This is a genomic window from Acidovorax sp. LjRoot129 (assembly GCF_964253765.1).
GTDB lineage: Bacteria > Pseudomonadota > Gammaproteobacteria > Burkholderiales > Burkholderiaceae_C > Acidovorax.
In genome coordinates this window covers 3,563,548-3,590,002 of sequence record NZ_CAXUSE020000001.1, presented here as the reverse complement: position 1 = coordinate 3,590,002, position 26,455 = coordinate 3,563,548, and the positions used below count along the sequence as shown (strand labels likewise).

At 66.4% G+C, this 26,455-nt stretch carries 16 protein-coding genes; 7 read left to right on the top strand and 9 right to left on the bottom strand.

The window, feature by feature from the left end; all coding sequences use genetic code 11:
• Nucleotides 1–56 precede the first annotated feature (56 nt).
• The 4 genes from ACSQ3Q_RS16405 (at nucleotide 57) to ACSQ3Q_RS16390 (ending at nucleotide 4,836) form a co-directional block, all read left to right on the top strand.
• On the top strand, nucleotides 57–1,574 hold the full coding sequence (locus ACSQ3Q_RS16405; protein WP_436135408.1) for an efflux transporter outer membrane subunit: 1,518 nt from the start codon (nucleotides 57–59) through the stop codon (nucleotides 1,572–1,574).
• 368 nt (nucleotides 1,575–1,942) lie between these two features.
• Nucleotides 1,943–3,379 carry an NAD-dependent succinate-semialdehyde dehydrogenase gene (locus tag ACSQ3Q_RS16400; protein ID WP_436135407.1) on the top strand — a complete coding sequence of 479 codons (1,437 nt, stop codon included), beginning with the start codon at nucleotides 1,943–1,945 and terminating at the stop codon, nucleotides 3,377–3,379.
• A gap of 228 nt (nucleotides 3,380–3,607) precedes the next feature.
• A complete protein-coding gene (locus ACSQ3Q_RS16395; RefSeq protein ID WP_436135406.1) occupies nucleotides 3,608–4,156 on the top strand; it encodes a MarR family winged helix-turn-helix transcriptional regulator in 549 nt (182 codons plus the stop codon).
• On the top strand, nucleotides 4,153–4,836 hold the full coding sequence (locus ACSQ3Q_RS16390; protein WP_436135405.1) for a GNAT family N-acetyltransferase: 684 nt from the start codon (nucleotides 4,153–4,155) through the stop codon (nucleotides 4,834–4,836). Before ACSQ3Q_RS16395 ends, ACSQ3Q_RS16390 begins: the two co-directional genes overlap by 4 nt.
• A gap of 176 nt (nucleotides 4,837–5,012) precedes the next feature.
• On the opposite strand, the gene ACSQ3Q_RS16385 is transcribed toward ACSQ3Q_RS16390, so the two are convergent.
• Nucleotides 5,013–5,981 carry a porin gene (locus ACSQ3Q_RS16385; protein WP_436135404.1) on the bottom strand — a complete coding sequence of 323 codons (969 nt, stop codon included), beginning with the start codon at nucleotides 5,979–5,981 and terminating at the stop codon, nucleotides 5,013–5,015.
• Nucleotides 5,982–6,664: 683 nt separating this feature from the next.
• Between ACSQ3Q_RS16385 and ACSQ3Q_RS16380 the strand changes: the two genes are divergently transcribed.
• Complete coding sequence (locus ACSQ3Q_RS16380; RefSeq protein ID WP_436135403.1) at nucleotides 6,665–10,621, top strand: IPTL-CTERM sorting domain-containing protein; 3,957 nt, start codon at nucleotides 6,665–6,667, stop codon at nucleotides 10,619–10,621.
• Nucleotides 10,622–10,922: 301 nt separating this feature from the next.
• Here the strand turns inward: ACSQ3Q_RS16380 and ACSQ3Q_RS16375 are convergent, their stop codons facing one another.
• The 7 genes from ACSQ3Q_RS16375 to ACSQ3Q_RS16345 form a co-directional block, all read right to left on the bottom strand.
• Complete coding sequence (locus ACSQ3Q_RS16375) at nucleotides 10,923–13,109, bottom strand: TonB-dependent siderophore receptor (RefSeq protein ID WP_436135402.1); 2,187 nt, start codon at nucleotides 13,107–13,109, stop codon at nucleotides 10,923–10,925.
• 184 nt (nucleotides 13,110–13,293) lie between these two features.
• Nucleotides 13,294–15,459, bottom strand: coding sequence for a TonB-dependent siderophore receptor (locus ACSQ3Q_RS16370; protein ID WP_436135401.1), 2,166 nt, complete (start codon nucleotides 15,457–15,459; stop codon nucleotides 13,294–13,296).
• A 411-nt stretch (nucleotides 15,460–15,870) separates the two neighbouring features.
• Nucleotides 15,871–16,608 carry a DUF4198 domain-containing protein gene (locus ACSQ3Q_RS16365; protein WP_436135400.1) on the bottom strand — a complete coding sequence of 246 codons (738 nt, stop codon included), beginning with the start codon at nucleotides 16,606–16,608 and terminating at the stop codon, nucleotides 15,871–15,873.
• Nucleotides 16,609–16,949: 341 nt separating this feature from the next.
• Complete coding sequence (locus ACSQ3Q_RS16360; protein ID WP_436135399.1) at nucleotides 16,950–19,190, bottom strand: TonB-dependent receptor; 2,241 nt, start codon at nucleotides 19,188–19,190, stop codon at nucleotides 16,950–16,952.
• Between the two features lie 34 nt (nucleotides 19,191–19,224).
• Nucleotides 19,225–19,503: a hypothetical protein gene (locus ACSQ3Q_RS16355; RefSeq protein WP_436135398.1), complete on the bottom strand. Its 279-nt coding sequence runs from the start codon at nucleotides 19,501–19,503 to the stop codon at nucleotides 19,225–19,227.
• Complete coding sequence (locus tag ACSQ3Q_RS16350; protein ID WP_436135397.1) at nucleotides 19,500–20,729, bottom strand: PepSY-associated TM helix domain-containing protein; 1,230 nt, start codon at nucleotides 20,727–20,729, stop codon at nucleotides 19,500–19,502. The genes ACSQ3Q_RS16355 and ACSQ3Q_RS16350 overlap by 4 nt, the downstream gene beginning before the upstream one ends.
• 84 nt (nucleotides 20,730–20,813) lie before the next feature.
• Complete coding sequence (locus tag ACSQ3Q_RS16345) at nucleotides 20,814–20,993, bottom strand: hypothetical protein (RefSeq protein WP_436135396.1); 180 nt, start codon at nucleotides 20,991–20,993, stop codon at nucleotides 20,814–20,816.
• A 312-nt stretch (nucleotides 20,994–21,305) separates the two neighbouring features.
• Here ACSQ3Q_RS16345 and ACSQ3Q_RS16340 point away from each other — a divergent pair, with 312 nt between their 5' ends.
• Together ACSQ3Q_RS16340 and ACSQ3Q_RS16335 are read left to right on the top strand one after the other, a co-directional pair.
• Nucleotides 21,306–23,459, top strand: a complete 2,154-nt coding sequence (locus tag ACSQ3Q_RS16340; protein ID WP_436135395.1) for a M48 family metalloprotease — start codon at nucleotides 21,306–21,308, stop codon at nucleotides 23,457–23,459.
• A gap of 89 nt (nucleotides 23,460–23,548) precedes the next feature.
• A complete protein-coding gene (locus tag ACSQ3Q_RS16335) occupies nucleotides 23,549–23,974 on the top strand; it encodes a type VI secretion system amidase immunity protein Tai4 (RefSeq protein ID WP_436137016.1) in 426 nt (141 codons plus the stop codon).
• Between the two features lie 229 nt (nucleotides 23,975–24,203).
• On the opposite strand, the gene ACSQ3Q_RS16330 is transcribed toward ACSQ3Q_RS16335, so the two are convergent.
• The gene (locus ACSQ3Q_RS16330) at nucleotides 24,204–26,387 is read right to left on the bottom strand and encodes a TonB-dependent receptor (RefSeq protein WP_436135394.1); all 2,184 of its coding nucleotides are present in this window, start codon (nucleotides 26,385–26,387) and stop codon (nucleotides 24,204–24,206) included.
• Nucleotides 26,388–26,455 lie beyond the last annotated feature (68 nt).

The window sequence follows — 26,455 nt, the reverse complement described above, 5'->3', positions numbered from 1 at the left end:
AATACCACCCCCCGCACCACGCTGCCCCTGGCAGCAGGGCGGGCAGGAGACCGACCATGATGGATTTTTTGTCGAACAAGAACGCTGATGCGGCTGCCACCAACGCGGTGACGGCGGCAGCGCCTTCGCGCAGGTTCAGTCTGCTGGCACCTCTGGCCGCGGCCCTGGTGCTGGCCGGGTGCATGACCCAGCCCGTGGCACCCGCGCCCCATGCCGGCGTGGCCGTGCCCGAGAGCTTCAGCGCCGGCGGCGCGGCCCTGCCCGTCGCCCCGTGGACCGTGGCCCCACCCGCCGAGGCGCAGCCCCGCGGCGAATGGTGGCTGGGCTTTCAAGACCCGGTGCTGGCCGACCTGGTGCAGCGCGCAGGCCAAGCCAACACCAGCATCCAGCAGGCCGCCGCGCGGCTGGCCGAGGCACGCTCGCTGCTGCGCTCGGCCGATGCGGCCCGGTCCGTGCAGATTGGCGCTTCGGCCGGAGTCTCGCGCCAGGCCGGTGCCAGTAGCACGGGCAGCTCATCGCCGTCCACGCTGGGCACGGCAGGCCTCAACGCATCGTATGAACTGGACCTGTTCGGCCGCTTGTCGCAGACCAGCGACGCAGCGCGCCTGGATGCCGACGCCCGCGATGCCCTGCTGCAAAGCACGCGCCTTATGGTGCAGGCCGATGTGGCGCAGACGTACCTGCAGTTGCGCTCGGTGCAGGCCGAGCAGATGCTGGTGAACGAGAGCCTGGGTGCCTACCAGGACACCCTGCGCCTCACGCAGCGCCGCCTGCAGGCGGGCGACGTGGCCGAGCTGGACGTGGCCCGCGTGCAGACCGAGGTGTCTTCCACCGAATCCGAGTCCTTGGCACTGCAGCGCCAGCAAGCCTTGCTGACCAACGCGCTGGCCGTGCTGGTGGGCGATGTGGCCAGCGGCTTCACGCTGCCGGCGGCCGCCACCGATGCCGCCTTGCCCGTCATACCGCCCGGTGTGCCCGGCACCGTGCTGGCGCGGCGCCCCGATGTGTCGGCTGCACAGTCCGCCGTGCTGGCTGCGCAGGCCCGTGTGGGCGTGGCGCAGACGGCGTGGTTCCCGGCGGTCACGCTCACCGGCAATGCGGGGCATGCATCGCCCGAGCTGGGTGACTTGTTCAAGTGGTCGGCCCGTGCATGGGGCGTGAGCGCGCTGCTGTCGCTGCCCATCTTCGACGGCGGCCAGCGCGATGCGCAGGTGCAGGGCGCCAAGGCCCGCCTGGAGGCCGCGCTGGCGGACCACCGCGGCCAAGTGCTCAACGCCTTCCGCGACGTGGAAGACCAGCTTAGCTCGCTGCGCCTGCTGTCCGGCCAGGCCGAGGCACAGGCCCGTGCCGTGACAGCTGCGCGCCGCGCCACGCAGCTGTCGGACGCACGCTACCGCAACGGCCTGGTCAGCCAGCTGGAACTGCTGGACGCGCGCCGCAGCGAGCTGCGCAATCGGCGGCAGGAGCTGCAGGTGCGCACCGCACAGTACGTGGCCACCGTGGGCCTGATCCGCGCGCTGGGTGGTGGCTGGGGCGGCGACGCTCCGGCCAACGTGGCGGCAGCGTCCCGGTAGGTTTTGCGGCAACAGCCCCCGTGGCGGGCGGGGGCGATGTTGCGCCATGGAGACCGGCGCCCGGCAACTGGCGAGCGGAGAGCGGAGAGAGACGCCCCGCGCCCTCAATCCTCACCGCCCGTTCACGCTGAGCTTGTCGAAGCGCTGCGCAAGCCGTCGACAACACTACGTCTGCACTGCGTCGGGCCACGCAGCGCAAACCCCGTGCCGGTGTGTGGCTGGCCAATAGCCAGCCCGGCAGGGCGGAGTTACCGCAGTGCGTCTGCGGGGCGTCGCGCTGGCGCCTATAGTGTCTGGTTTCGCGCGCGGCACGGCCCCTGTGGGCCCGGCGCGTTCCGTCCCACCGTTTCGTCATCAGGAGCCTTTGCATGAGCTACCCCAGCACCCAACTCTTTATCGCCGGTCAATGGCAGGATGCCGTCGACAGCAAGACCATCGCCGTGTTCAACCCGTCCACCGGCAAGGAAATCGGCCGCGTGGCCCACGCCAGCAAGGCCGACCTGGACCGCGCTCTGGACGCTGCACAAAAGGGCTTTGAAGCCTGGCGCGACATCCCTGCCGCCGAGCGCGCCAAGACCATGCGCCGCGCCGCTGCGCTGATGCGCGAACGTGCCGATGCGATCGCCGCCATCATGGTGCAAGAGCAAGGCAAACCCCTGGCCGAAGCCAAGGTCGAGACCATGGCGTCTGCCGACATCATCGAATGGTTTGCCGACGAGTCTTTGCGCGTGTACGGCCGCATCGTGCCGTCGCGCAACCTCAAGGCCACCCAGATGGTGATCAAGGACCCCGTGGGCCCGGTGGCGGCTTTCACGCCGTGGAACTTCCCCATCAACCAAGTGGTGCGCAAGCTTGCTGCCGCGCTGGGCGCAGGCTGCTCCATCCTGGTCAAGGCGCCCGAAGAAACCCCCGCCAGCCCCGCCGAGTTAATCCGCGCGTTTGCCGATGCGGGCGTGCCCGCCGGCACCGTGGGCCTGGTCTATGGCGACCCGGCTGAAATCTCCAGCTACCTCATTCCACACCCCATCATCCGCAAGGTCACGTTCACCGGCTCCACGCCCGTGGGCAAGCAGCTGGCGGCGCTGGCGGGCAAGCACATGAAGCGCGTGACGATGGAGCTGGGCGGCCACGCGCCGGTGATCGTGGCGGAGGACGCTGACCTCGAGTTGGCCATCAAGATCTCCAGCGGCTCCAAGTTCCGCAACGCAGGCCAGGTCTGCATTTCGCCCACGCGCTACCTGGTGCACGAAAGCATCCGCGCCGACTTTGTCGCGGCCTTTGCCAAGTACGCGCAAGGCCTCAAGGTGGGTGATGGCCTGACAGCCGGCACGCAAATGGGCCCGCTGGCCAACCCCCGCCGCATCACCGCCATGGCCGACTTGATGGCCGATGCCGTGCAGCAGGGCGCTACGCTGGTAACGGGTGGCGAGCGCATTGGCAGCGAAGGCAATTTCTTTCAGCCCACCGTGCTCGACAACGTGCCTCTGTCGGCCCGCATCGTCAACGAAGAGCCCTTTGGTCCCGTGGCCGCGGTGCGCGGCTTCGAGAAGATCGAAGACGCAATTGCCGAAGCCAACCGCCTGCCGTTCGGCCTGGCCGGCTATGCCTTCACCACGTCGCTGAAGAACGCGCACTTGCTGGCCCAGCGCCTTGAAGTGGGCATGCTCTGGATCAATCAGGCAGCCGCCCCTGCCGCAGAGCTGCCGTTCGGTGGTCTGAAGGATTCCGGCTATGGCTCGGAAGGTGGCCCGGAGGCCATCGAGGCGCATCTGAACACGCGTCTGGTGTCGATCATGAACGTGTAAGGGACATGGGCGCCGGGGCTCTGGGGCTGTGCGCAGCCCCGCGCCCTGCGTGGCTCAGTCAAAGCCTGCGGGTGATCTTTCAGGAACAGGTCCTGCGAGAGCGCCTGCAGGTTTTTGTTTTTTGCGCGTTGGAATGGGTCCTGGAAGAAGTGCCAAGGCAACGGCGAAGAAATGAATTGACGCAGTCTGTTAGTTGCATATCATGATATATATCTAACCAAATAAACCATGATCAAAGACGTCGTCAAGGAACTCGGATTCCTCACTCTGGGCACGCGCTTCAAGCGCATTGGCGAGGCGCTGCAGGCGCAAACGCAGGCACTGCTGACCCAGCACGGCATCGATATGCCCGCAGCGCACTTTCCGCTGCTGGCGGCCCTTGACTGGCATGGCGCGCTGGGCGTGGGCGAGTTGAGCCAAGCGGTCGGCGTCAGCCAGCCCGTGGTCACCCGCTCCTTGAAAGGGCTGGAAGACAGTGGGCTGGTGCAGTCGGAGGCCGTGGACGGCGACCGGCGAGTGCGCCGGGTGGCGCTCAGCCCGCAAGGCCAGGCCCTGGTCCAGCGGGCGCAGCGCGATGTTTGGCCCGTGCTCGAAGCCTCCGTCGCCCAGGTGTGCGCGTCGCTTGAAGGGCCTTTGCTGGACCAGTTGGCGGCCCTGGAGTCCGGGCTGGAACGTACCTCGCTGCTGCAGCGCTCGGCTGCCTCCATCGCCACCGAGCAAGCTACACGCAAGCGCAAAAAAGCGGCCACAACCAAAGCAAAGGAAAAAGCACGATGACCACGCCCAACCCGTTCGATCGGCCCGTCTGGGCATCGCTGAGCTACGCGCCCAACTTGGCAGAAGGCGGCAATCTGGCCAAACGCTACCGGCGTGATGTCAATCTGTTTGCCTCGGCGCGGGATGAGGGCGACCCGGCCAGCCTCGCAGCGTTGGCGGACTTGGTGGCTGAGGGGGAATCGGCGTTCGTGCTGCAAGCGCAGCCCATCGCTGTGCCCGACGGGATGCAGGCCCTTCGCCGCGCCCAGGGCGTGCAGATGTTGGCCACGCGCGCCATTGCGGCGGAGCCCGGTGCTGAGGAGGTCGTGGAGCTGGGCGACGCCGATGCCGCCGAGATGCTGACCTTGGCGCAGTTGACCGAGCCCGGTCCGTTCCTTTGGCGCACCCCCACCATGGGCCGCTTCGTGGGTATCCGGTCCGGTGGGAGGCTGGTCGCCATGGCGGGAGAGCGCATGCGTTTTGAGGGCGGTACCGAGGTCAGCGGCGTTTGCGCCCATCCTGACTTTCGGGGGCGCGGCTTCGCCCGCCGGCTTTCGTCGGTGGTGGCCCACGCCATCCAGCAGCGCGGGGACCGGCCTTTTCTGCATGCCTGGACCACGAACGACGCAGCCATTGCCCTGTACGAAAGCCTGGGCTTTGAGATCCGCACCCAAATGCAGGTGGCTGTGCTGGGGCGGTGACCTCGGGTCCAAGGTGTGTGCCCGGGCCATCCTGCGACTTGGCGTCTGCGCCCCAGCAACGGCTTGCCACTCATCTTCAGCGGGCATAAAAAAACCCCGCACTTCCAAAGAAGTACGGGGTAAATAGCTGTGTCTCTGCCCTCCCACCAGTCAGGGCAGCAGCGGGTGTCAGGCCATCAGAAGTTGTGGCGCACACCCATCGCGAAGGAGCTGAAGTCGTTGCCCGCAGTGGCTACGCCGTAGGTGGCGTTGTTGTTATTGTTGATGCGGGTATAAAAGGCGTAGAGCTTTGTGCGCTTGCTCAGGTTGTGGTTGTAGCCCACCGTGTACTGGGTAGCAGCGCTATCGCTCACGTGGGAGTAGTTGCCCGCACGGCCCACGTTCAGGTGGAACTCGGACACGCCCATGATGTAGGCGCCCGACAGGCGCACGTTGGTGCGGTTGCCGCCGTTGGCGATGAACACGTTTTTGTCGCGTTGCACATAGGCACCCACCACGAAGGGGCCGGCCGAGTACGAAGCGCGCACTGCAAACTGGTTCTGGTCGCCCAGCTTGGAATATCCAGCGCCCAGGCCCAGCTTGCCGATTTCGTAGTTGGCTGCCAGGTCCATGCTGTTCTTGCCGCCGGCGCCGTTGGGCTGCTCGTGCATGGCCCAGCCGGCTTCTACCGTGGCGCCGCCAAAGCTGGGGGTGCGGTAGGCGATCTTGTTGATGTCGCGGGCGGGGTAGGCGTACAGCGCGTCGGCCGACGAGCCGGTGTCGTGGTTGTGGTTGCTGATGAAGTCAGCGGTGGCGTAGTACGACTCGGAAGTGAAGTTGCCCAGACGCACCATGCCGAAGCCGCCGGACAGGTTCACCTCGCTCTGGCGCGCAAAAATGCCGCGGGAGTCAGAAGCGCCGGAGCTCGAATCAAAGCCGCTTTCCAGCTGGAAGCCAGCCAACAAGCCACCGCCCAGGTCTTCCTGGCCCTTGAAGCCAAAACGGGAGGAGTTGTTGAACAGGCCGGTCTTGGAGACGTTGCCTTCTTTTTGGTGTTCGAACGTGGTGTTGACCCGGCCGTACAGCGTGACGCTGCTCTGCGCAAATGCGGCAGACGTTCCAATCAGGGCGAGCGCGGCCACAGCGCAGCGGTTCATCGTTTTCATTAGCAAGTTTCCTTTATCAAATTTTGTTTGATGACAATTAATCACGGGCCAAAACACATGTGGGTAATGTCTTCGGGCCGTCGCTTGAAGCAAATTTGATGCCTGCGGTGATGTGATCGTTGCACTTTGCAACGGAGGGGGATGCTAATGGCGAGGCCGCAGAGGCGCCACAGGGGTAAACACCTTGGGGCCTTGGGATGTGGGTGGCAAACAACAAGCTGAACACCGCGACGTGCCATCGGGTGCGCTAGCGCTTGGTGAAAGTGCGTGCCTTGCCGTCGCCGCCGACCGATGAGCCCGCTTTGGGTAGCTCTCCCTAAGTGGCATATGCATCAGAAGAACTGTGCCTCCAGCCGCTTGAGGGTGCGATGGATATCGGGCGTCGAGACCGGTTCAACGAGGTGGAAATCGGGGCGCCAAAGGTACGACGACCCGATTCTTCGCGCCTGTGCCTCCTGTCATGCAAACGACCAACTTAAAGGTAGTTGATTATTGGTAATCATGATGTACTGCGCGTACTTACTAATTGTTGCGTCGGAGACTCAGTGGAAAAACTCACCAGAAATCTCGTCTCCTTACAGGCGCTCTTTTTTCTAGCCCTTGCGTGGGTGTTGCTCACGGTGGCGTTCCCCGCCTTTGCTGCGGCCCGTTCGGCGCCAGGGCTCCAACCCTCCACTGGCATTTTGTTCATCGAAAGCGATGTGGCTGACTATCAGCAGTTGGCAGCTGATGCGAGTGCCTCTCTGGAGGTCGTGGTGCTGAATGCCCGGGAAGACGGCCTGCGGCAAATCGCCGATGCGTTGGTGGGCCGCAGGAATGTTCCTGCCGTCCATTTGATATCGCACGGCGCGCCGGGCGTTGTGAATTTGGGCTCGCTGAAGTTGGACAGGAACGCGCTGGTGCAGCGGAGCACAGACCTGGCCCGCATTCGTGCAGCTCTGCGCAGCGATGCTGACTTGTTGTTGTACGGCTGCGAAGTCGGACAGGGCCCCGATGGGCAGCAGTTGACCGCCATGCTGGCTGACGCGACGGGTGCTCGAGTCGCGGCATCCACCAATCCTACGGGCTACCTCGACAAAGGGGGAGACTGGATGCTGGAGCGCCAGACAGGTGCCATGCGCACTGCTGCACTGGTGTTCCCGGCGTACCGCGAACTCTTGCAGTCGGTGGCCGGGACTGTCTCCGTCAACACCGGCGCCAATTGGGTCAATTTCGGCGCAACGTTGAACGACAGCGAGGGTGATGGCGGGGACATCCCCAACATTTCCTACGAAATGTTCTTCGCCGCTTCCAGCGGGACACCGACCGGCACAGTGGCAACGTTCAACAACGGCTTGGGCGCCGTCGGGACGGTTTTGATTTTAGACACGTCGGCTGGGGCTCAGGACAATCAGTCGGCGTATTCGTTCATCATCAAAAGCCAGGCGGGCAAGTTCAAGCTGACCAGTTTCCTAATTCAGGATTATTACGGCATGAACTCCAACTACACCGCCACTCCCTATTTGAACGGAGTTCCCCGCGGCACGCCGTTCAACTTCGCTATTACACAAAATGGTGGATACGCCCGCACCGTCACGCTGCCGGCACAGTTCGACAGTGTCACTGAAGTGCGCATCACTTCAGACGGCGGAAATGCACCGCAGCCGGGCAACCAAAATATCTGGCAAGGATTCAACACCTTTGTTTTCGCCAATCCCGTCTACAGCACCATTGCCAATCTTGCGGCACTGAGCCTCTCCAGCGGTACGTTGTCCCCGGTTTTCGCGGTCAACACGACCAGCTATACCGCGTCAGTGAGCAATGCCACGGCCTCCATCACCGTCACGCCGACAGTCAGCGACACCGGTCGCGCAACCGTCACCGTCAATGGGCTGTCCGTGACCAGCGGGGCCGCATCCAGCGCCATTGCGCTGAATGTCGGCAGCAATGTCATTGCGACGGTCGTCACGGCTGAAGACGGCTCTACCACCAAGACCTACACCACAACCGTCACGCGCGCCGCTCCGCCGTCGAGCGACGCCAACCTCTCCAGCCTGGCTCTGTCGGCCGGCACACTAAGCCCTGTGTTCGCTTCGGGTACCACGTCCTACACCGCTGGCGTCCCGTTCAACACGACGTCGCTCACCGTGACACCAACCGTGGCCGACGCCACTGCCAGCATCACCGTCAACGGGGTCGCTGTCACCAGCGGCAATGCCTCGGGGGCGATTGCGCTCGCAGTTGGCACCAACACGATCACCACAGTAGTGACAGCCCAGGACGGCACCACCACAAAGACGTACACCACGACGGTCACCCGCAGTGCCGCGTCGGGCAACAACCAACTGGACGCGCTGTCGCTTTCAAGCGGCACCCTGACCCCCGCGTTTGCCTCGGGCACCACCGGCTACACGGCCAACGTGAGCAATGCCACCACGTCGCTGACCGTCACTCCGACCGTGGCCGACGCCACTGCGAGCGTTACCGTCAATGGCGTGGCCACCGCCAGCGGCAACGCCTCGGGCGCGATTGCGCTGAATGTCGGCAGCAACACCATCACCGTCGCCGTCACCGCGCAGAACGGCACGCCGCTGAGCTACACCGTGACCGTGACCCGGGCCGCATCGTCCAATGCCGATTTGTCTGCGCTGTCGCTGTCCAGCGGCACCTTGGCACCTGCGTTTGCAGGTGGCACCACCAGCTACACGGCCAGCGTCAGCAACGCCACCACCTCGCTCACCGTGACCCCGACCGTGGCCTCTGGTACCTCCAGCGTCACCGTGAACGGTGTCGCCACGAGCAGCGGCAATGCCTCGGGCGCGATTGCGCTGGCGGTGGGCGCCAACACCCTCACCACTGTGGTGACAGCGCAGGACGGCACCACGACCAAGACGTATACCGTGACCGTGACCCGTGCCGCGTCGTCCAACGCTGACTTGTCTGCGCTGAGCCTGTCTAGCGGCACCCTGAGCCCGGTGTTCGCGGCGGGCACGACGGGCTATGCCGCCTCCATCGCGGCCGGGACCTCCAGCCTTACCGTCACCCCCACGGCGGCCGCTGGCACTTCCAGCATCACCGTCAACGGGGTGGCTGTCACCAGCGGGGCCGCCTCGGGTGCCATCGCGATGAACCCGGGCAGCAACACGGTCACCATCGTCGTCACCGCCCAGAACGGCGCGACCAAAAGCTACACCGTGACCATCACGCGCGCGCTGCCTTCGGGCAACGCTGATCTGTCTGCACTGTCCCTGTCCAGCGGCACCTTGGCGCCTGCCTTTGCCGCCGGCACCACCAGCTACACGGCCAGCGTCGGCAACGGCGCCACCTCACTCACCGTGACGCCCACCGTGGCCGATGCCACTGCCAGCGTCACAGTGAACGGCGTGGCCACCACCAGCGGCAGTGCCTCGGGCGCGATTGCGCTGGCGGTGGGCGCCAACACCCTCACCACTGTCGTGACAGCGCAGGACGGCACCACCACCAAGACCTACACCGTGATGGTGACGCGCGCGGGATCGGGCGATGCCAACCTGTCGGCCCTGGCCTTGTCGGGCGGCAGCATCAGCCCGGCGTTTGCGCCGAGCACCACGGGCTACACGATGTCCATTGCGGCCGCGACCGCCAGCATCACCGTCACGCCGACGGTCAATGAACCGAACGCTGCGGTGACGGTCAACGGCGTCGCCGTGGCCAGCGGTAGCCCCTCCGGCGTCATCGCCATGAACACCGGTGCGAACACCGTCACGGTCGTGGTCACTGCGCAAAACGGCACCACCAAAACCTACACGGTCACGGTGACGCGTGCGGTGTCGGCCAACAACAATCTGGCCGCGCTGGCCCTGTCGAGCGGCACCTTGAACCCCGTGTTCAGCGCGGCGCAGCAAAACTACACGGCCACCGTCCCCGGCGCTTCCCTCACTGTCACCCCGACCGTGGCGGACAGCAGTGCGAGCGTGACGGTCAACGGGGTTGCCGTCACCAGCGGCAACGCGTCGGGCCCCATTGCGCTCAACGTTGGCACCAACGTGATCACCGTGCAGGTGACCGCCCAGGATGGCTCCCCCAGGGCCTACACAGTCACCGTGACGCGGTCGCGCCCCACCACGGCGACGGGGACGAGCCCGGGCGGAGGCGGCACCGTCAATGCCAGCTTGTCGGGGCCCGTGGGCTGCGGTTTTGACCGCGCGGATTTCATCCCGTTGACGGGCGCCCCCGCCTCGCCGCCACCCGGTGGCACGGCGGGCTTTGTGTTCAGCCAGGGGTTGCTCGATGTGGTGGTCGGGGGCTGCCCGAACGGAGCTACCGTGACGGTCACGCTGACCTATCCGCAGCCGTTTCCGCCGGGCGCTGTGTACCTGAAGTACGGCCCCACGCCGGGCCAGCCCGCGCCCCACTGGTACCCCTTCGCTGGCGCGACGATTGGTGGAAGCACCGTGACGCTAGTGCTCACCGATGGTGTCCTGGGGGATGACGATCTGGCGCAGAACGGCACCATTGCGGACCCGGGCGGCGTGGCCCTGGCTTTGGCGCCGGGTGCCACCGGGATTCCCACGCTGTCGCAATGGGGGGTGTTCCTGCTGTCGTTGTTGCTGGCCGCTGCTGCGGGGCTGAATGCCCGCCGCACGAAGAAGCTCAATGCCCAGCCTGCGCGCCGCGCGTGAACACGCACCTGTCGATCTGCAAAGGGCTGAGTGAGAGGCAAGGGGAGATAGGGCGGGGTCGCTCCACCCCTTGAAGCGGCCCCGCGCGCAGGGCGCAAGCTTGTCAGCGGCGGGCCGGCCATGCCCGGCTTTGGAGTTTCAACGACAGCGGTCCTCCGCATCGGCGGGCCGCATTCAGCACATCGATTGCCAAACCACGCCGCCAGCGATTGGATGCGTTTGCTATCAAAACGCTAGCTATAAGCGATTGATCAGCAAGCGCTGGGCCCTGTTTGGGCTCAAAATTTCAACGCGGGCGCCATCAAAACCGGTACGTTGAAGTCAACGTATACGTCCGCGCCTGTCCGTAGAAACAATCCCCCCGCGCCAGGCACTGGGTGATGTGCACCTTGTCCGCCAGGTTGACCACGTTGAAGGCCACGCGCCAGTCGCCTGCGTCGTAAGCAACCATGGCATCCGCCAGCGTGGCGGCCGGGGTGCTGATGGCGCTGGTGCCGCTCCACTGCGAGCCGGTGTAGCGCACGCCGGCGCCCACCGTCCAGCCGCCGCGCCCGCTGCTGGCAAAGCGGTGGCTCAGCCAGGTTGATGCCGTATGGCGCGGCGTGCTGGCTACGGGGGTGCCTTGGTCGCCGGTGTTGCTGCGGCTGATCTTGGCGTCGGTGAATGCGTAGCCCACGGTCCAGTCCCAATTGCGGGCCAGGCTGGCGGTCATCTCGGCCTCAACACCTTTGACCTTCACTTCGCCGATCTGCAGGCTGTTGAGCGGGTTGGTCGGGTCGGTGGTCTTGCGGTTCTTCTCGCGCAACTGGTAGACGGCGGCAAAGGCGCTGATGCCTTGGCCCGACGGTTGCCACTTCACGCCAGCTTCCCACTGTTCGCCGCGCTGGGGCTTGAAGGGGACGCCGTAGAGGTTGGCGCCACCCAGAGGCTGGAAGGATTCGGAATAGCCCGCGTACGGTGCCCAGCCGCCATCCATCTGGTACGTGACGCCCGCGCGCTTGGTCCAGGCCTTGTCGTCTGCGGCTGCTGCGGGGCGGCCTTCGGTGTCGCTCTTGGCGTTGTCATGGCGCAGGCCCAGCGTGGCAGTCCAGCGGCCCCACTTGATCTGGTCCTGGGCGTAGAAGCCCAGCTGGCGCTGCGCCACGCTGGGCACGCGTGCCAGGGCCGATGCCGATGGCGCCGTGAAGTTGCCATACACGGGGTTGTACACGTCGATGGCGGGCGCCACGGAGCGCCAGGTCTGCTGGCCCCAGTGGTTGCGCTGCACGTCCAGGCCGCCGAGCACGGTGTGTTCGGTGTCGCCCCAGCGCAGCTTGCCTTCGACCTGGGTGTCGACCAGCAGCATGCGCGCGTTGCCCAGCGTCCACGACGCGTCGCGCAGCACGGTGCGGTTGTCCGCGTTGAACACCGGGCGTGCGGGACGGCCCAGGGCTGCGTTGGCGGCAAAGCTGGTGTACAGCGTGCGGTAGTCCACCTCGCTCACGCTGCGGCGCAGGTTCTGGCGCACGGTCCAGGCGCTGTCGATCTGGTGGCTGAACAGGTAGCCCCAGGAGGTGCTTTCGGAGTTGTAGCGGTCCCAGCCCGGCTCGCTGATGAAGGTGTTGGTGGGGATCTGGCCGTAGCGGTTGGGCAGCTGCGTGCCCTGCCACGGGAAGAAGCCGATCAGCGATCCGCTCTTGTCTTTTTGGTGTGTGAGCTGCAGCGTGAGCGAGGTGGCGGCGCTGGGCTTCCAGGTCACGGTGGGCGCGATCACCAGGCGGTCGTCGCGCACGTGGTCCACCTGCGTGTCGCTGTCGCGGCCCACAGCCACCAGGCGGTAAAGCCACTGGCCGTCTTCGGTGAGCTTGCCGGTCATGTCGGCGGCGATCTGCTTGCGCGCGTTGCTGCCCAGCTGCACCTGCACTTCGCGCAAGGGCTCGGCCTGCGGGCGTTTGCTGGTGAGGTTGAGCACACCGCCCACGCTGCCCTGGCCGTACAGCACCGACGAGGGGCCGCGCAGGAACTCCACGCGCTCGAGCGTGTACGGGTCGGGCCGCGTGTCGTTCCAGTAGCCGATGAAGCGGACCATGCCATCAAGGTACTGCGTCACGTCACCGCCGCGTGCCTTGAAGGTATCGCTGCGGGCGTCGAAATAGTTCGACACAGCCCCCGCCGTGTACGCAGTGACCTGGCGCAGCGTCTGCACGCCCTGGGCTTCCATCTGGTCGCGGGTGATCACGCTGATGGCCTGCGGGGTCTCGATGAGCGGTGTGTCGGTCTTGGTCGCGCTGAGCGCGCGCTGGGCCACGAAGCCGGTGACAGGGGCGGTGGGGCTTTGCTGCTCGCCGCCGGCATTAACGGTGACGGGGGCCAAGGTCTTTTCAGCCGTGGGGGCAGATGGCGCGGTGGTGGTGGCGGGCGCGGCTTGTTGCGCATGGGCGGCGCCGCACAGCGCCAGCAATGTGGCGTGGGCGATGGCAGTGCGGCAAACGGTGATGCCAGTTTTCATGGTGCTGTTCTCCGATCGTTAAAAAAATGGTGCAGGCCCGACCGCACCGGGCCTGCGCACTGGGCGCCGGGAACGGGATGTCCGGTAGCGGATGCGAGGCACGGGGGGCCTGCCCCCAGCCCCGGTGATGGGTGCTGGGAGTTGGGTGCTCGGTCGGTGTGTGACGGGCGCCGGAGCGCGGCCGTCAGAACGTGTAGTCCAGCGACACCTGCAGGCTGCGTGGCGTGCCCGGCACGACGCTTCCAAAACCTGCCGTGGTGGTCGTTCCGTCCAGGTAATAGCGGCGATTGCCCGCGTTCTTCAGGTTGGCCTGCAGCCGCACGCCACCCGCAAACTGGTAGCCCACGGCCAGGTCGACCACGGTGTAGCCCGGCAGGCGCCACTTGTTGTCGTTGGCGATGAACTTGTCGCCCTGGTGCACCAGGCCGCCACCCACCCACAGGCCGGGCAGTTGCGGCAGGCGGTATTGCGTCCACAGTGATGCGTTGCGGCGCGTGGCCAGCGCGACGCGGTTGCCCACGTTAGCCCCGGCCGTGGTGTCAGCCAGCACCTTGGGGTTTTGGAAGCTCGCATTGGCCGTCACCGTCCAGCCAGGTGTGATGCGGCCTTGCAGCTCCAGCTCCACGCCCTTGATGCGCTGGCGCGCGGTCAGCACCGAGTAGCCGGGATGCAGCGGGTCGGTGGCGGGCGCGTTGGTCAGCTCCAGGTCGAAGGCCGACACCGTGGTCATCAGGCGCTTGTCCAGCCATTCCTGCTTCCAGCCCACTTCCAGCTGCTTGCCTTCGGAGGGCGGCGCGGCGCGGTCGCCCCAGATCAGCGTGCCCGAGTTGGCCTGGAACGAGCGTGCGTAGCTGGTGTACACCATGCTGCCCGGGCGCACTTCCCAGCTCAGCGCGGCGCTGGGCTGCGTCTGGCTCAGGTCGGTGACGGGCGCGGTGTAGGCGTCCTTGAACTTGTCATGGCGCAGGCCCAGCAGCAGGCCGAAGTCGCCCATCACCATGCGGTCCTGCACGAACACACCGGTGTTGCGGGCGTCGGAGGAGAGCTTGCCCACGCCGGTGGAGGCCACGGGTGGCACCAGGCCTGCAATGGGGTTGTACAGGTCGATGGCGCCCAGGTTGCCCGTTGTGCGCGCGCCATAGAAGCCCGCAATGGCGCGCCAGTCCAGACCCGCCAGCATGGTGTGTTTGACCGCGCCGGTTTGCAGCTGCGCGCGCAGCTCGGCCAGTGCCGTGTCCGACGTGTAGTTTTGTCCCGGCGCCATCCAGTAGGTGCGCGGCACCCGGCCGTTGGCCGCCGGGCCCATGGGCGACACGATGTTCACGTTGCGAAAGGTCTCGTTGCGCGACAGGTGCACGCGGGCTTCCAGCTGGTCCGTCAAACGGTGCTGCAGCTCGGTGGAATAAAAGCGCAGATGGCCGTCGGTCTTCAACCAGGGCTCGCCATAAAACGCGCCCACCGGCAGCACGTCCGCGCTGCGTGGATTCTTGGGGTCTGGCACGGCCAGACCGGAGGTGGAGGTGCCGTCGATGCTTTGGGTCTCCGCCTGCGCGCGCCAGACGGTGTCGGGCGTGATCTGCCACTCCAGGCTGGCTGCAATGCCTTGCTTGCGCGGGGTGTTGCCGTCCACAAAACTGCCGCCGCGGCTGGCGCCGCCGTCGAGCCGGTAGCGCAGCGTGCCGTCGGTGTTGAGCGGGCCGGTCAGGTCGAACTCGGCGCTGCGCCAGCCGTGGCTGCCGGCGCCGATCTTGATGGTGCGCAGCGGGTCGGCCTGGGGACGCTTGCTCACGTAGTTGACGAGGCCCCCGGGCGCGACCTGGCCGAACTCCAGCGCGGCAGGGCCCTTGATGACCTCGACCCGTTCGATGTTGAACAGCGGTGGGTCCAGCAGGTGGACGAACTTGGCGCCGTCGCGCAGGAAGTTGTAGGTGTTGTTGGCCCACAGCCCGCGGATGGAGAACTGCGAGTACGAGCCGTAGTACTCGCTGCGCGTGGCTACGCCCGAGGCATTGCGCAGCACGTCGCGCTCGGTGGTGGCCATCTGCTGCTCCAGCAGCGCGTTGTCGATCACGCTGACCGAACGCGGCGTCTCCAGCACCGACAGGCCCAGGCGCGAGCTGCTTTGCGCGCGCCGCGCGGGCGTGGCCGCCGCGCCTGCGGTGGAGTCGATGACGTCGACCTGGCGCAGGGAGGGCGCGGTGGTGTTCTGCGTGACAAGGGTGTTGGCTTCCGTGCTGGCGCTGCTATTGGCATTGACATCCGCCGTGCCGACCTGCGCGTGCGCCGCGCCGCACACAGCAAGGCAGACGGCTTGGGCCACCGCGGTGCGAAAGAAATGGGGGTGAATCATGATGCTATGGTTTTGGTAGCTATTAAGGCTTATGGAACAAGCGCTAGACGGCAAATGGGCTTGATATTTGAGCGAGAGGGCTTCCGACGCGGCCTGTGGCACGAGTACTGGCGACGGCCGGGGTCGAAGACGGACTTGCTGGGGCAGGCCCAGCCCCCAGCGGGTGGAAGCAGGGCCATGGGGGCAGGGCTGTCGGCCACGCAATGGCGACGTGCGCCCGCCGAGACCGATGGATCACATTGCCGACCTGCGGGGGGTGCCCCGCTGCCGCAGCACGCGCCGCGCAAACCGCTGCGTGTGTCCGGGTGGCTGTGTGTCCGCAGGGCTGCAGGGCGGCAGCGAAGCAAGCGCGAGGCTGCTGCGCAGTCGCCGTCAGCGCTCAGTGCCTCAGCGCCTCAGTGCCTCAGCGCCTCAGTGCGCGTGGGGCGCAGGCGGCAGCGCGGGCGATGCCATGCCCTCGGCCAGCACAAACGTCAGCGTGGTCACGTAGCTGGCTTCGCCGTACTTCTCGCCCTGCGCTTCGCCGGGGGTCTTGTCGCTGTGCTTGACCTCGGCCACGTACTGGCCCTTCCACGGTGTGACAAAGGCCACGGTGCCGTTGGCATCGGCCTCGGCTTCGCGCGTCCAGCCCGAGGGGGCAGCCAGCTGCACCTTGGTCTTGGGCAGCGGTGCGCCCTTGAACACGACCTTGAACTCGCCGGGCTTGCCAGTGGGCACCAGGTCCAGCGGCGCGGTGGGCGCCACGGGCTGCGTCAGGCCCGCCACCCAGCGGGCCGAAGGCTGCCAGTACATCGCTGGCAGGTTGCGCTGGCTGCGGTCGATCAGCGGGTAGTGGGCGGTGGCGAACAGGGTGTCTGGCGTGCCGGTGGTGGTGTAGGTGAACGCATCCTTGCCCAGCTGCCCCTCCACGCGCTGGGCGGCGCCGCCGCTGCGCTGCTGCTCGAGCGTGGGCACGCCCTTGAACTTGTCCAGCCGGCCAGGCGAGGTCTCGCGCAGGTTCTCGTTGAACTCGCCAAAGTGCAGGCGCGCCTGGCCGCCCGCGTTTTCCAGCCAGACCTGGTGGGCGTGGGCGGTGTTGACCGCGGCGAGGGTGGCGCAGGCCAGCAGGGTGGCCAGCAGCGGTGCCTTGAGGGAGGGGTGCGAGGACATGAACGTTTTCCTTTCAATGGTTTGATGACAAGAACAGCAATAGCGACGACAGCAACAAAGGGCGGGGCGCAAGGCTCCGCGCACCTGCAAATGCAGGGGCGGTGAAATACTCACTTTTTGATAGCTTCCTGCGCTTGTGGAATAAGCGCTGGGTGGCTTTTTTGCCTCAATTTCTGCCTGACATGGGCGACAGCCTCGGGCAGCACCGTTCGCCCTGGGCGGCGCCAGCGGCTCTTCAGCCAGGGCCGCGCATCTGGGGCGCTTCATCACGTCCCGCACAAGCCAGGTCAGCCCGAACAAGGCAGGGTGAGGCGCTGGTCCAGACCAACGCCTACCACTCGTTAGAAGTCCACGCCCACGCTGACCGACAGCGTGCGCGGCGCACCCACCACCAGGTAGCCCGCGCCGGGGTAGCCGCCCGACGATGCCCAGTAGTTGCGGTTGGTGAGGTTGTCCACGCGGGCACGCAGCGTCACGAGGCGGCCTTGCACTTCGGTCAGGTAGCGCACGCCCATGTCCAGGCGGTTCCAGCTGGGCACGCCGATGGTGTTGGTGGCGTTGGCATAGACCGAGCCGGTGTGCACCAGGCGGCCGTCCAGCGCCAGGCCGGTCACGCCCGGCACATCCCATTCGGCACCGATGTTGGCCTGCAGCTTGGGTACGCCGATCACGCGGCGGCCGTCGGTGCTGGCGGTGCCTGTGTTCAGCTGTTTGGCTTCCAGCCAGGTCAGGCCGCCCAGCAGGCGCAGGCCCTTGGTGGCCTCGCCCTGCACGGCCAGCTCGATACCCTGGTGCCGGTCCTTGCCGTTGCTGCGAAAGATGTTGTCGCTGCCCACGTAGGCGCGCGGCTTGGTGGTGGAGAACAGCGCCACGCTGCCGCCGAAGCGGCCGCCGTCGAACTTCACGCCCACTTCCTTTTGCTTGGCGACATAGGGCGACAGCATCTCGCCGCGGTTGGCGGCGGTGGAGGGCGCGGTCTGGCCCTGGCTCAGGCCTTCCACGTAGTTGCCGTACAGCGACAGGCTCTTGTCCAGCTTGTACACCGCCGCCAGCAGCGGGCTGGTGCGGCTCTGGTCGTAGCGGTCGGTCTCGGCGGCTGTGCCGTAGGCGTAGTTGGCGATCTCCAGCTTCTGGTGGCGCAGGCCGCCGGTGAGCAGCAGGCGCTTGTCCAGCAGCGAGATGGTGTCGCCGATGGCAAAGCTGGTCAGGCGCGTGCTGCCGGTCAGGCGCGGGTCGGCCAGGTCGCCGCCACGGAAGGCACCCGCGCTGAAGCCTGGCAGCGGGCTGTACACGGGGTTGTAGAGGTTGGTGGCCTGCGTGTTGGCAAAGTCCATGGCATACGCGTTCTTCTTGTCCGCGCTGAAGTGCGATGCCACCACCACCCATTCGTGGCCCACGCTGCCCGTCTGCAGCTTGCCGCGCAGGCCTGCTTCACCGGTGTTGACGCTGTCCTTGCGGGTGTTGTCGAAGCGGTAGGTCGATGCTGCGCCGGTGCTGCTGTTGCTGACCGTCAGGTTGGCCAGCGAGTTCGCCTCGGAGCTGCGGCGTGCGCCGGCCGCAGCCCAGCCGGTGATGCCGGGCGTGATGTCCCACTCGCCGCGCAGCGTGCCGAAGGTGTCGCGCTCGTTGGAATACGTCCAGGGCTGTGCGAAGTTGGTGCCGCCGTCCGGGGCCATGGGCATCTGCGTGGCCGTGGCGCCCAGTGTCACGTTGGTGCGGGTGCTCTTGAGCTTGTGGTCCTGCCAGCCGATGTCGCCCGACAGGCGCACGTCGCGGCTGCGCCAGTCCAGTCCCACGGCTGCCAGGCCGAGCTTGACGTCTTCATGGTCCACGGCCGTGCCGCCGTTGTGGGTGGCCGCATTCACGCGGATGCCCGTGTTGCCGTCGGGCCCGAAGCGGCGCGCGATGTCGGCCGCGAGCTGCGTCTGCCCGCCACTCGACACGCCGAACGTGACGCGGTTCAAGGGCTCGTTGGGCGCGCGCTTGGGCAGCAGGTTGATCGAGCCGCCGATGCCGCCGCCGTTGGGGCTGGCACCGCTCAAAAAGGCCGATGCACCGCGCAGCACTTCCACGCGCTCGAACAGCTCGGTGGCGATGTACTGGCGAGGCAGCAGGCTGTACAGGCCGTTGTAGGCCGTGTCGTCCGAGTCCAGGATGAAGCCGCGGATGAAATACGCCTCTTGAAAATTGCCGAAGCCGCGCGCCACGCGCACCGTGGGATCGTTCTGCAGCACATCGCCCACGCTGCGGGCGTGGCGGTCCTGGATGAACTCGTTGGTGTAGCTGGTGATGGAAAACGGCGTGTCCATCGTGTCCTTGGTGCCCAGCACGCCGGCACGCCCGCCGCGGGCCACCTGGCCGCCAGCGTAGGCCGGCGACAGGCCCTGTGCCGATGCGTCGGCACTGGCGTTCACCGTGACGGTGGACAGCGCCTTGCCTTCAGTTGCGGCGGCTGGCGCAGCCTGCTGGGCCAGCACGGCAGGCGCGGCCAGGGCGAACATCACGGCGGCGGCGATGGCCACCGGCGTGGCGGCAAAAACAGGGCGCAGCGGAGCGGGCTGGAAGGATGTGGCTGGGCGCATGGTGGTGGTGTGAAAAGTGAAATTGAAGGAGGTGTCAGCGCGGGGCGGAAGCGGTGTCGCTGCTGCGGACGTCGGTATCTGCAGAGTCGTCGGCGCGGCTTTGGGTGGCGTGCGGGGCAGAGGAGGCACGGTGGGCACGGTGCGCAAAAGGCCACGAGAACCAGCCCATCACCGCCACCGGAACGCCCAGGCCCACCCACGACCACCAGTCGCCCCAGGTGTCGGACACCAGCGCGGTGATCAGGCCCGTGGTGGTGAGCACGCCCATCACGATGGGCCAGCCCCACAGCGACCACAACGGGTTCGGCTTCATGCTCGGCCCTCCGTGTGGGGCCGCGGGCTGCCGGTGCGCGCTGCAGCCGTTGCTGGCAGGCTGGTGTGGCCTTGTACGGTGGCGGCCGCCGTGGTGCTGCTGGCACTGGCGTTGCTGGCGCTGCCCGCCTGCACGCCCTTGCGCAGCCACAGGTACAGCCCGCTGCCCAGCACGACGATGGTCGCGATGTCGAGCAGTGCCCAGAGGATCTTCATCGGCATGCCGCCGTAGTCGCCAAAGTGCAGCGGCTGCGACACCAGCAGCGCGGTCAGGTACCACGGCAGCTTCGGTGCGGCGGTGACCTCTGCGGTGCGGGCATCCACCATCACCGGCTGCAGCAGGCGTGACGTGAGCGGCTCGTTGCCCTTGAGGAAAAACGTGTTGTGGTGCGGGCTGGAAAACGCCGTGCCCGGGAAGGCAATGAACGACAGCTTCATGCCCGGCGCATGCGCCTGCGCGGCCTGCAGCGCCTGCTGCAGCGGCCCGCGTTCGGCCACGGGCACGGTGGGTTGGCCCGCATACGGTTTGAGCAGGGTGGACAGCTGGTCGTACTGCCAGTACTTGATCATCAGGTCCGCCCAGGTGTTGATCATGCCCGTGCCGCCCACCACAAAGGCCCACACCAGCGTGACGATGCCCAGCAGGTTGTGCAGGTCGAGCCACTTCACGCGGGTGGATCTGTCCCGGCGCACCTCGCCGAAGGCCAGCTTGCGCATGAAGGGCGCATACAGCACCACGCCGGTGACGATGGCCACCAGCAGCAGCAAGCCCATGAACCCCAGGAACAGCTTGCCCGCCAGGCCCGCGAACAGGTCCACATGCAGGCGGAACATGATGTGCATGAAGCCCTCGTCCACCGGCCGCTGCGACAGCACGGCGGCAGTGCGCGCGTCGACCGCGATGGACTTGAAGTCCTCGGTCGGTGCGGGCGTGGGCGTGAGGGTGACGAACCACAGCGCGTCGTCGTCCTCGGGCTGCGAGGCGAACTGCACCACGCGGTCAGGGTGCAGGGCCTGCGCGGCGGCCAGCACCTTGTCCAGGCTGGCGCGCGGCGTGTGGGCGGGCATGGCAGGCGCTTCCACCTCGGTGCCGAGCAGGTGGCCGATCTCGTGGTGAAAGATGAGCGGCAGGCCGGTGAGGCACAGCAGCAGCATGAACACGGTGCACACCAGGCTGGACCACTTGTGGGTCCATGACCAGCGGCGCAGGGCGGTGGGCGAAAGCATGGCGGGTAGTGGGCAGAAGGGGAGCGCTGGTGCGGACCCTCTGGCATGGCAACGCCCCTGAACCTCATGGCTGCGGTGCAGCGGTCAGGGTGGCATTTGCGGCAAGCCCACGGGCTCGAGCCAGACGGCCTTCACCACAGCAGGGTGGAAGGCAAATGCTGGCTGCGCAAAGCAAGGGTGCTTTGCCGTGGCTTGCAGATAAGTAAAGTTACATTCTAAATGAGAATGGTTCTTTTTACGTTGATTTGAGGTTTGGTGGGTCATGGAGGAGGCGTTTTCGCAACACGGACAGGTGGAGGCGATTTGTCGGTTGCGGCTGACCGGTCCTCGCGGAAACGCACGACGCCACACAACGTACAAACGGTTGCTTCTTGCCACTGTGTACCGCGGGGTTCTGGCCCGCACCGGCGGCAGAATCGGCCCGCGCTGATGCACGCCGGCCTCTGTCTCTACACGGGCGGCGCTTGGCAGCCGCAAGGGGGCTGGTCACTGACGTGGAGGCAGTGGCCCGCGCACCCACAGGCAACCCGTGGGTGCCTCGATTCCAGTCCATCAAAAACCAATCATTCAAAAATCATGGCGTCTTCGTTCGGTCAAAAAATCCGCAAGGTGTGGAACCGGTTGCCCAGCAGTGCCCAACTGGTGCTGTGGGCGGTGTGTGTTCCCTTGCTGCTCTCGGGCATCGGGCTGTGGGAGTACCGGCAATACCAGCACACGGGCTTGTCCCCCGAGCTCCAGGAACTGCTGGAGGAAGTGACCCAGGCCGAGGCCGAGGCCCGCGCCAACCCCCGCAGCACCTTCACCATCGACGGCCGGCAAGTCAGCGGCCTGGCAGCCACCTACCAGCTGCAGCAGATCGCCAGAAGCATCCGGGGCGACAGCGAATCGCGCGCCCAGGTGGCGGCTGTGGTGCGCCCGGCCAGCATCGTGGCCATGGTGGCGGGTGTGCTGACCGCGCTGGTGGCGCTTGCGGGGCTGTGGGGCGTCAATGCAGCCGGCCGCCGGGCACTGCAGTCGCGCGATGCGCTGATGCACCAGTTTGCCCGGTGGCGCAAGCTCCTGCCCACCTACCTCACCGTGCACATGGGCCTGCTGATGACCACGGTGGGGGGCCTGCTGGTGGCGCGCCTGGGCGTGGCGTACCAGGTCGTAATCCTGCAGCGCGCAGGGTCGGGCGAGGCCAAGTTCCAGATGGTGATCCTGCTGTTTGCCGCCCTGGTGCTGTGGTGGAGCGCAACGCTGTTACTGGCGCTTTACAAGTCGCTGAAAGTGCTGCACGACGAACCCAGCGAAGTCATGGGCGTGACGGTGTCGCGCCACGAAGCGCCTGCGCTGTGGGCCTATGTGGACACGCTGGCCCAAGGCGCCGGGGCTGCAGCGCCAGCCCATCTGGTGGTGGGCCTGACCGATGGCTTTTACGTCACCGGCCATGCGATGCGGCTGGTGCCCAGCGGCCAGCAGCTCTCCGGCGAGACCATGTACCTGCCGCTCACGTACCTCTCGCTGCTGCAGCGCGACGAGATCAGCGCCATCCTGGCCCATGAGCTGGGGCACTTTGCCGGGGCCGATACGGCCTACAGCCTGAAGTTTTCGCCCATCTACCAGCAGCTGGTGGCCAGCCTGCATGCCATCTATGGCCGCGATGACAGCGGCGAATGGATGGACCTGCCCGCCACCACCTTCATCGAATACCTGCTGCAGCGCTTCGACCTGGCCGTGAAGCACTGGAGCCGGGTGCGCGAATTCGCGGCCGACCAGGTCGCGGCCAAGCTGGTCAGCGGTGACGCCATCGCGCGGTCGCTGGTGCGGGTGACGGCCCTGCATGAGGTGGTCGACAAAGTGCTTACCGACATCGGCCGGCGCCCCCAGCAGGCGGGCAGCGACCTGGTGCAGATGCTGCACGACGCCGTGCGCGAGACCGGCCTCACAGCCCCCAACTTCGCCACCGAAGTGGCCACGGCCCACCCTACCGACACGCATCCTCCGACGCTGGAGCGCGCCAAGGCCGTGAACGCGCCGGTGACCGACGCGATGGTGCAGTCGACCCTTACGGTGCCGGACCCGGAATCCCTGGTGTGGGTGCGCTCGCTGTTTGCCGACAGCCAGGGCCTGCAGGCCCGGCTGCTGGCCGACTTCAAGGGCGTGGCGCACGAGCACAACGAGCAGGTGCGCAAGGAACTCACCGACGCCGTGCAGCAGGCGCAGGGCGCGGTCGAGGTGTATGAGCGCAAGAGCAACGTCTGGCTTTTTGCCGGTCTGGCCGCGGTGGTTTTGGCGGCGTTCATCGGTTTGGTGGTGACCCACCTGGCGCCCGGTAAATCGCTGGCGGGCTCGTGGAAGCTGCTGGGCGGAACGTTGGCGGGCGCCCTGGTGCTGGGGGCGTTTGCTGCCTGGTTCTGGCGCCGCTCCTCGGTGATGCTCATGCAGCTCACGGCCGATGGCATCGTGGTTCCCGGCTGGCCAGAGGTCGTGCCCTGGTCGTCCGTGAACGACTATTCATCGACGCTGATCAACGGCTCAAACCTGGTCATGCAATTCGAACTGCACCCGGGCGCCCCGCGCCTTCAAGCGCCCCACAAGAACCTGGGCCGCGTGACCTATCGTGCCAAGGCCCACAAGCTGGTGGTCAACACCGCCAAGGTGCGCGGCATGGACCTGGATGCGCTGCACAACGCGGTGACGGGCTACCTGGCGGGCTGGCACGCGCGGCAGCACCTGGAGACGATGTGAGGCCACGGATGGCGGTTGCCTTGGTGCCGTGGGTGGTGCGGCTGCGTGCAGGCGTGCCTGCCGTGATGGCGGTCGGTCGCATGGCGGCAATGTGGGCCCTTGCCCTCAGTGCCGCGGCGCTGCATGCAAAGGAAGGCGCACCCGTCTCACCCCAGGCTGGCGAACGCACCTATGCGCAAAACTACCGGGACATGGTTTTGGCAACCTGCATCGCGACCGCCTATGGCAAAGACAAGAGCACGGCGGCGGACGCCGGCAGCAGCGTGAGCGCCTTGCGTGACTGGACCTACTACGACCTTGAAAAAAGCCCCGATGCGGTGAAGTCGTTGGTCGAAAGCTATCTGGCACGCGACTACGCCAATCCGATGGTGGAGTCGGAAATCAAGGGTGTTCGATTCGATCTGCTGAAGTGTCTGGACCTGTACCACAGCAAAGAGTTGGATGCCCAGGTCAAGCGCCTAGTGATACGCCCCCAGCGGACCTATCGTCAGGACAACCCGGCGAAGAGAAACTGAGCTGTGTGCGGGTTCGCTGAAAGGGCCCGGCCAATTTAAAACGATGCGGCTGTGCCGGCTGGACCATCCCCCACAGGTAATTCCTCCTCGGTATTTCTTGTTTGCTATTAATTTAGTAGCTGCTAGCGCTTATGTATCAAGCGCTAGCAGCCTAAAAAGCTTCAAATCAAGGTTCTGAAAAGCCCGTACGGCCTGCGGCGGCACAGGGAGGCGGCACGACAGCGCCGCTTCAGAACCGCGTGCGCAGCGTCACCTGCAGTGCGCGCGGCGAGCCGGGCAGGATCAGGTTGTCGTTGCTGCCGTGGGACGACACGTAGTACTTGCGGTTGGCCAGGTTCTTGATGTTCACGTCCACATCCCACTGGCCCAGCGTGTACTGCAGCGCCGCGTCGAGCGTGGTGTAGCCGGGCAGGGTGACCAGGTTGGTCAGCGAGGTGAAGCGCGCACCCACGTAGTTCACGCCGCCGCCCACGCGCAGGCCGTGGCCCAGGTCCTTCATGGCCCACAGGAACGCGGAGTTGCGCGGCGTGAGTGCAGGTACCTTGCCCAGCGCGGGGGTGGCGGCCACGGGCAGCTGCAGCGAGCCGGTGGTGGCCAGCGACTTCGTCATGCGGCCATCGAGCCAGGCGTAGCCGGCGCTCACGTCCCATCGGCCGGGCAGGCGGCCGTTGGCGGTCAGCTCCAGGCCGTTGGTGCGCTGCGTGCCCACGTTGATCTGGCGCGAAGGGTTGGTCGGGTCGGTGTTCTTGATGTTGGTGCGCTCCAGGTTGAAGAGCGCGCCGGTGAAGTTCAGCCGGCCGTCCAGCACATCCAGCTTCACGCCGATTTCCTTGTTCTCGGTGATCTCGGGCTCGGCCGCCGTGGTGTTGGCCGCCAGCGCAAAGGTCTCGGCCGAGGGCTGGAACGACTTGCTGTACGACACGTAGTACGACAGCGCATCGTTGGGCTGCCACACCAGGCCCGCGCGGGGGCTGAACTTCTTGTCGGTGCGCGACAGGCCCGCGAGCTTGCGGTCGAACGTGGTCTCCTGCCCGAACACGTCGTAGCGGGCGCCCACCAGCGCCTTCCACTGGGGCGTCAGCGTGATCTGGTTTTGCCAGTACAGAGCTGCGGTGTCCTGCGTGGTGTGGCTGGGGATGGCGCTGTCGGCCGCAAAGCTGGCGGCCGGGATGGCGGGGGCAGGGCGGTTGCCGGGGTTGAAGATCGGCACGCGGTCGGCGCCGCCCGAGACGGATTCGGCGCGCTTCTTCTGCTGGCCCAGTTCCACGCCCATCAACCATTCCTGTTTGAAGCCGCCCAGCTGGTTGCGCCAGGTGACGTCGGTCTGGTTGAAGAAGCCTTTTTCGTCGCGTAGGATGAACGAGCGCGTGCGGCCCACGGTCAGGTTGACCGGGTCGGTGGTGCCGCCGGGCAGGGTGTTGTAGCGGTCGAGCGCGTAGTCGTACAAACGCGTGACGTTGCGCACCGACCAGTCTTCGTTGAAGCGGTGGTTCAGCGTGGCCGCGAACGACTGCATGGTGCTGGTGGTGGTGTCGTCTTGCGCGGCGTTGCTGGAGCCGTAGTACGTGCGGGGCGACACGTTGACGGGGCGGCCGTTGAGCGCCGGAATGCCGAAGTCCGTCAGGCGCTTGTCGCGCGCGTTGGTGTACTGCAGCAGCAGGTCGGTCTGCGCCGCGAGCTTGAGCGCAAGCGACGGCGCGAAGTTGTGGCGCTTGACGAACTGCTGGTCGCGGTAGCTGCCGGAGTCTTCCACCGCGGCATTGATGCGGAAGGCTGCGGAGTCGCTGATGCCCACATTCACATCGGCCGTGGCGCGGCGGTAGTCAAAACTGCCCAGGCCCAGCGATGCCTCGCCCGAGGTCTCGCCGAACTTGGGCTTCTTGGTCACGCGGTTGATCAGGCCTCCGGATGAGCCGCGCCCGTACAGCACGGCGGCGGGGCCCTTGAGGACTTCCACGCGCTCGATGTCGGCCAGGTCGCGGAAGTACAGCGCATCGTCGCGCACGCCGTCGACAAACTGGTCGGCAATGGCCGTGAAGCCGCGGATCACCACCTGGTCGCGCTGGCCGTCGCCGTGGCTCATGGCCACGCCGGGGACGTTGCGCAGCACGTCTTCCATCGACCGCGCGCCTTGGTCGCGCATGAGCTGCTCGGGCACCACGTTCACGGCCTGGGGCACGTCGCGCAGCGGCGCGCTGCCCTTGGTGGCCGAGGTGCTGGCAGCGGGAGAGTACCCGTCATCGCCGGTGGTCGATTGCACCGTGACTTCGCCCAGCGTCCGGGTGGCTGTGTTTGTCGCGGTGGTGGCTGCAGGCGGCGCGGCTTGCGCAAACGCGGTGCCGCAGAACGCAACGAGCAGGGCGGCCATCAAGGGGTGCAAACGGTGGTGCGGGTGGGAAGCAAAGGCGTGCATGGTTTTTTTCCTGGTAGATGCGCAACGCGGTGACGACGAAGAGCCCACGCACGCCCGGCCTGGCGCAG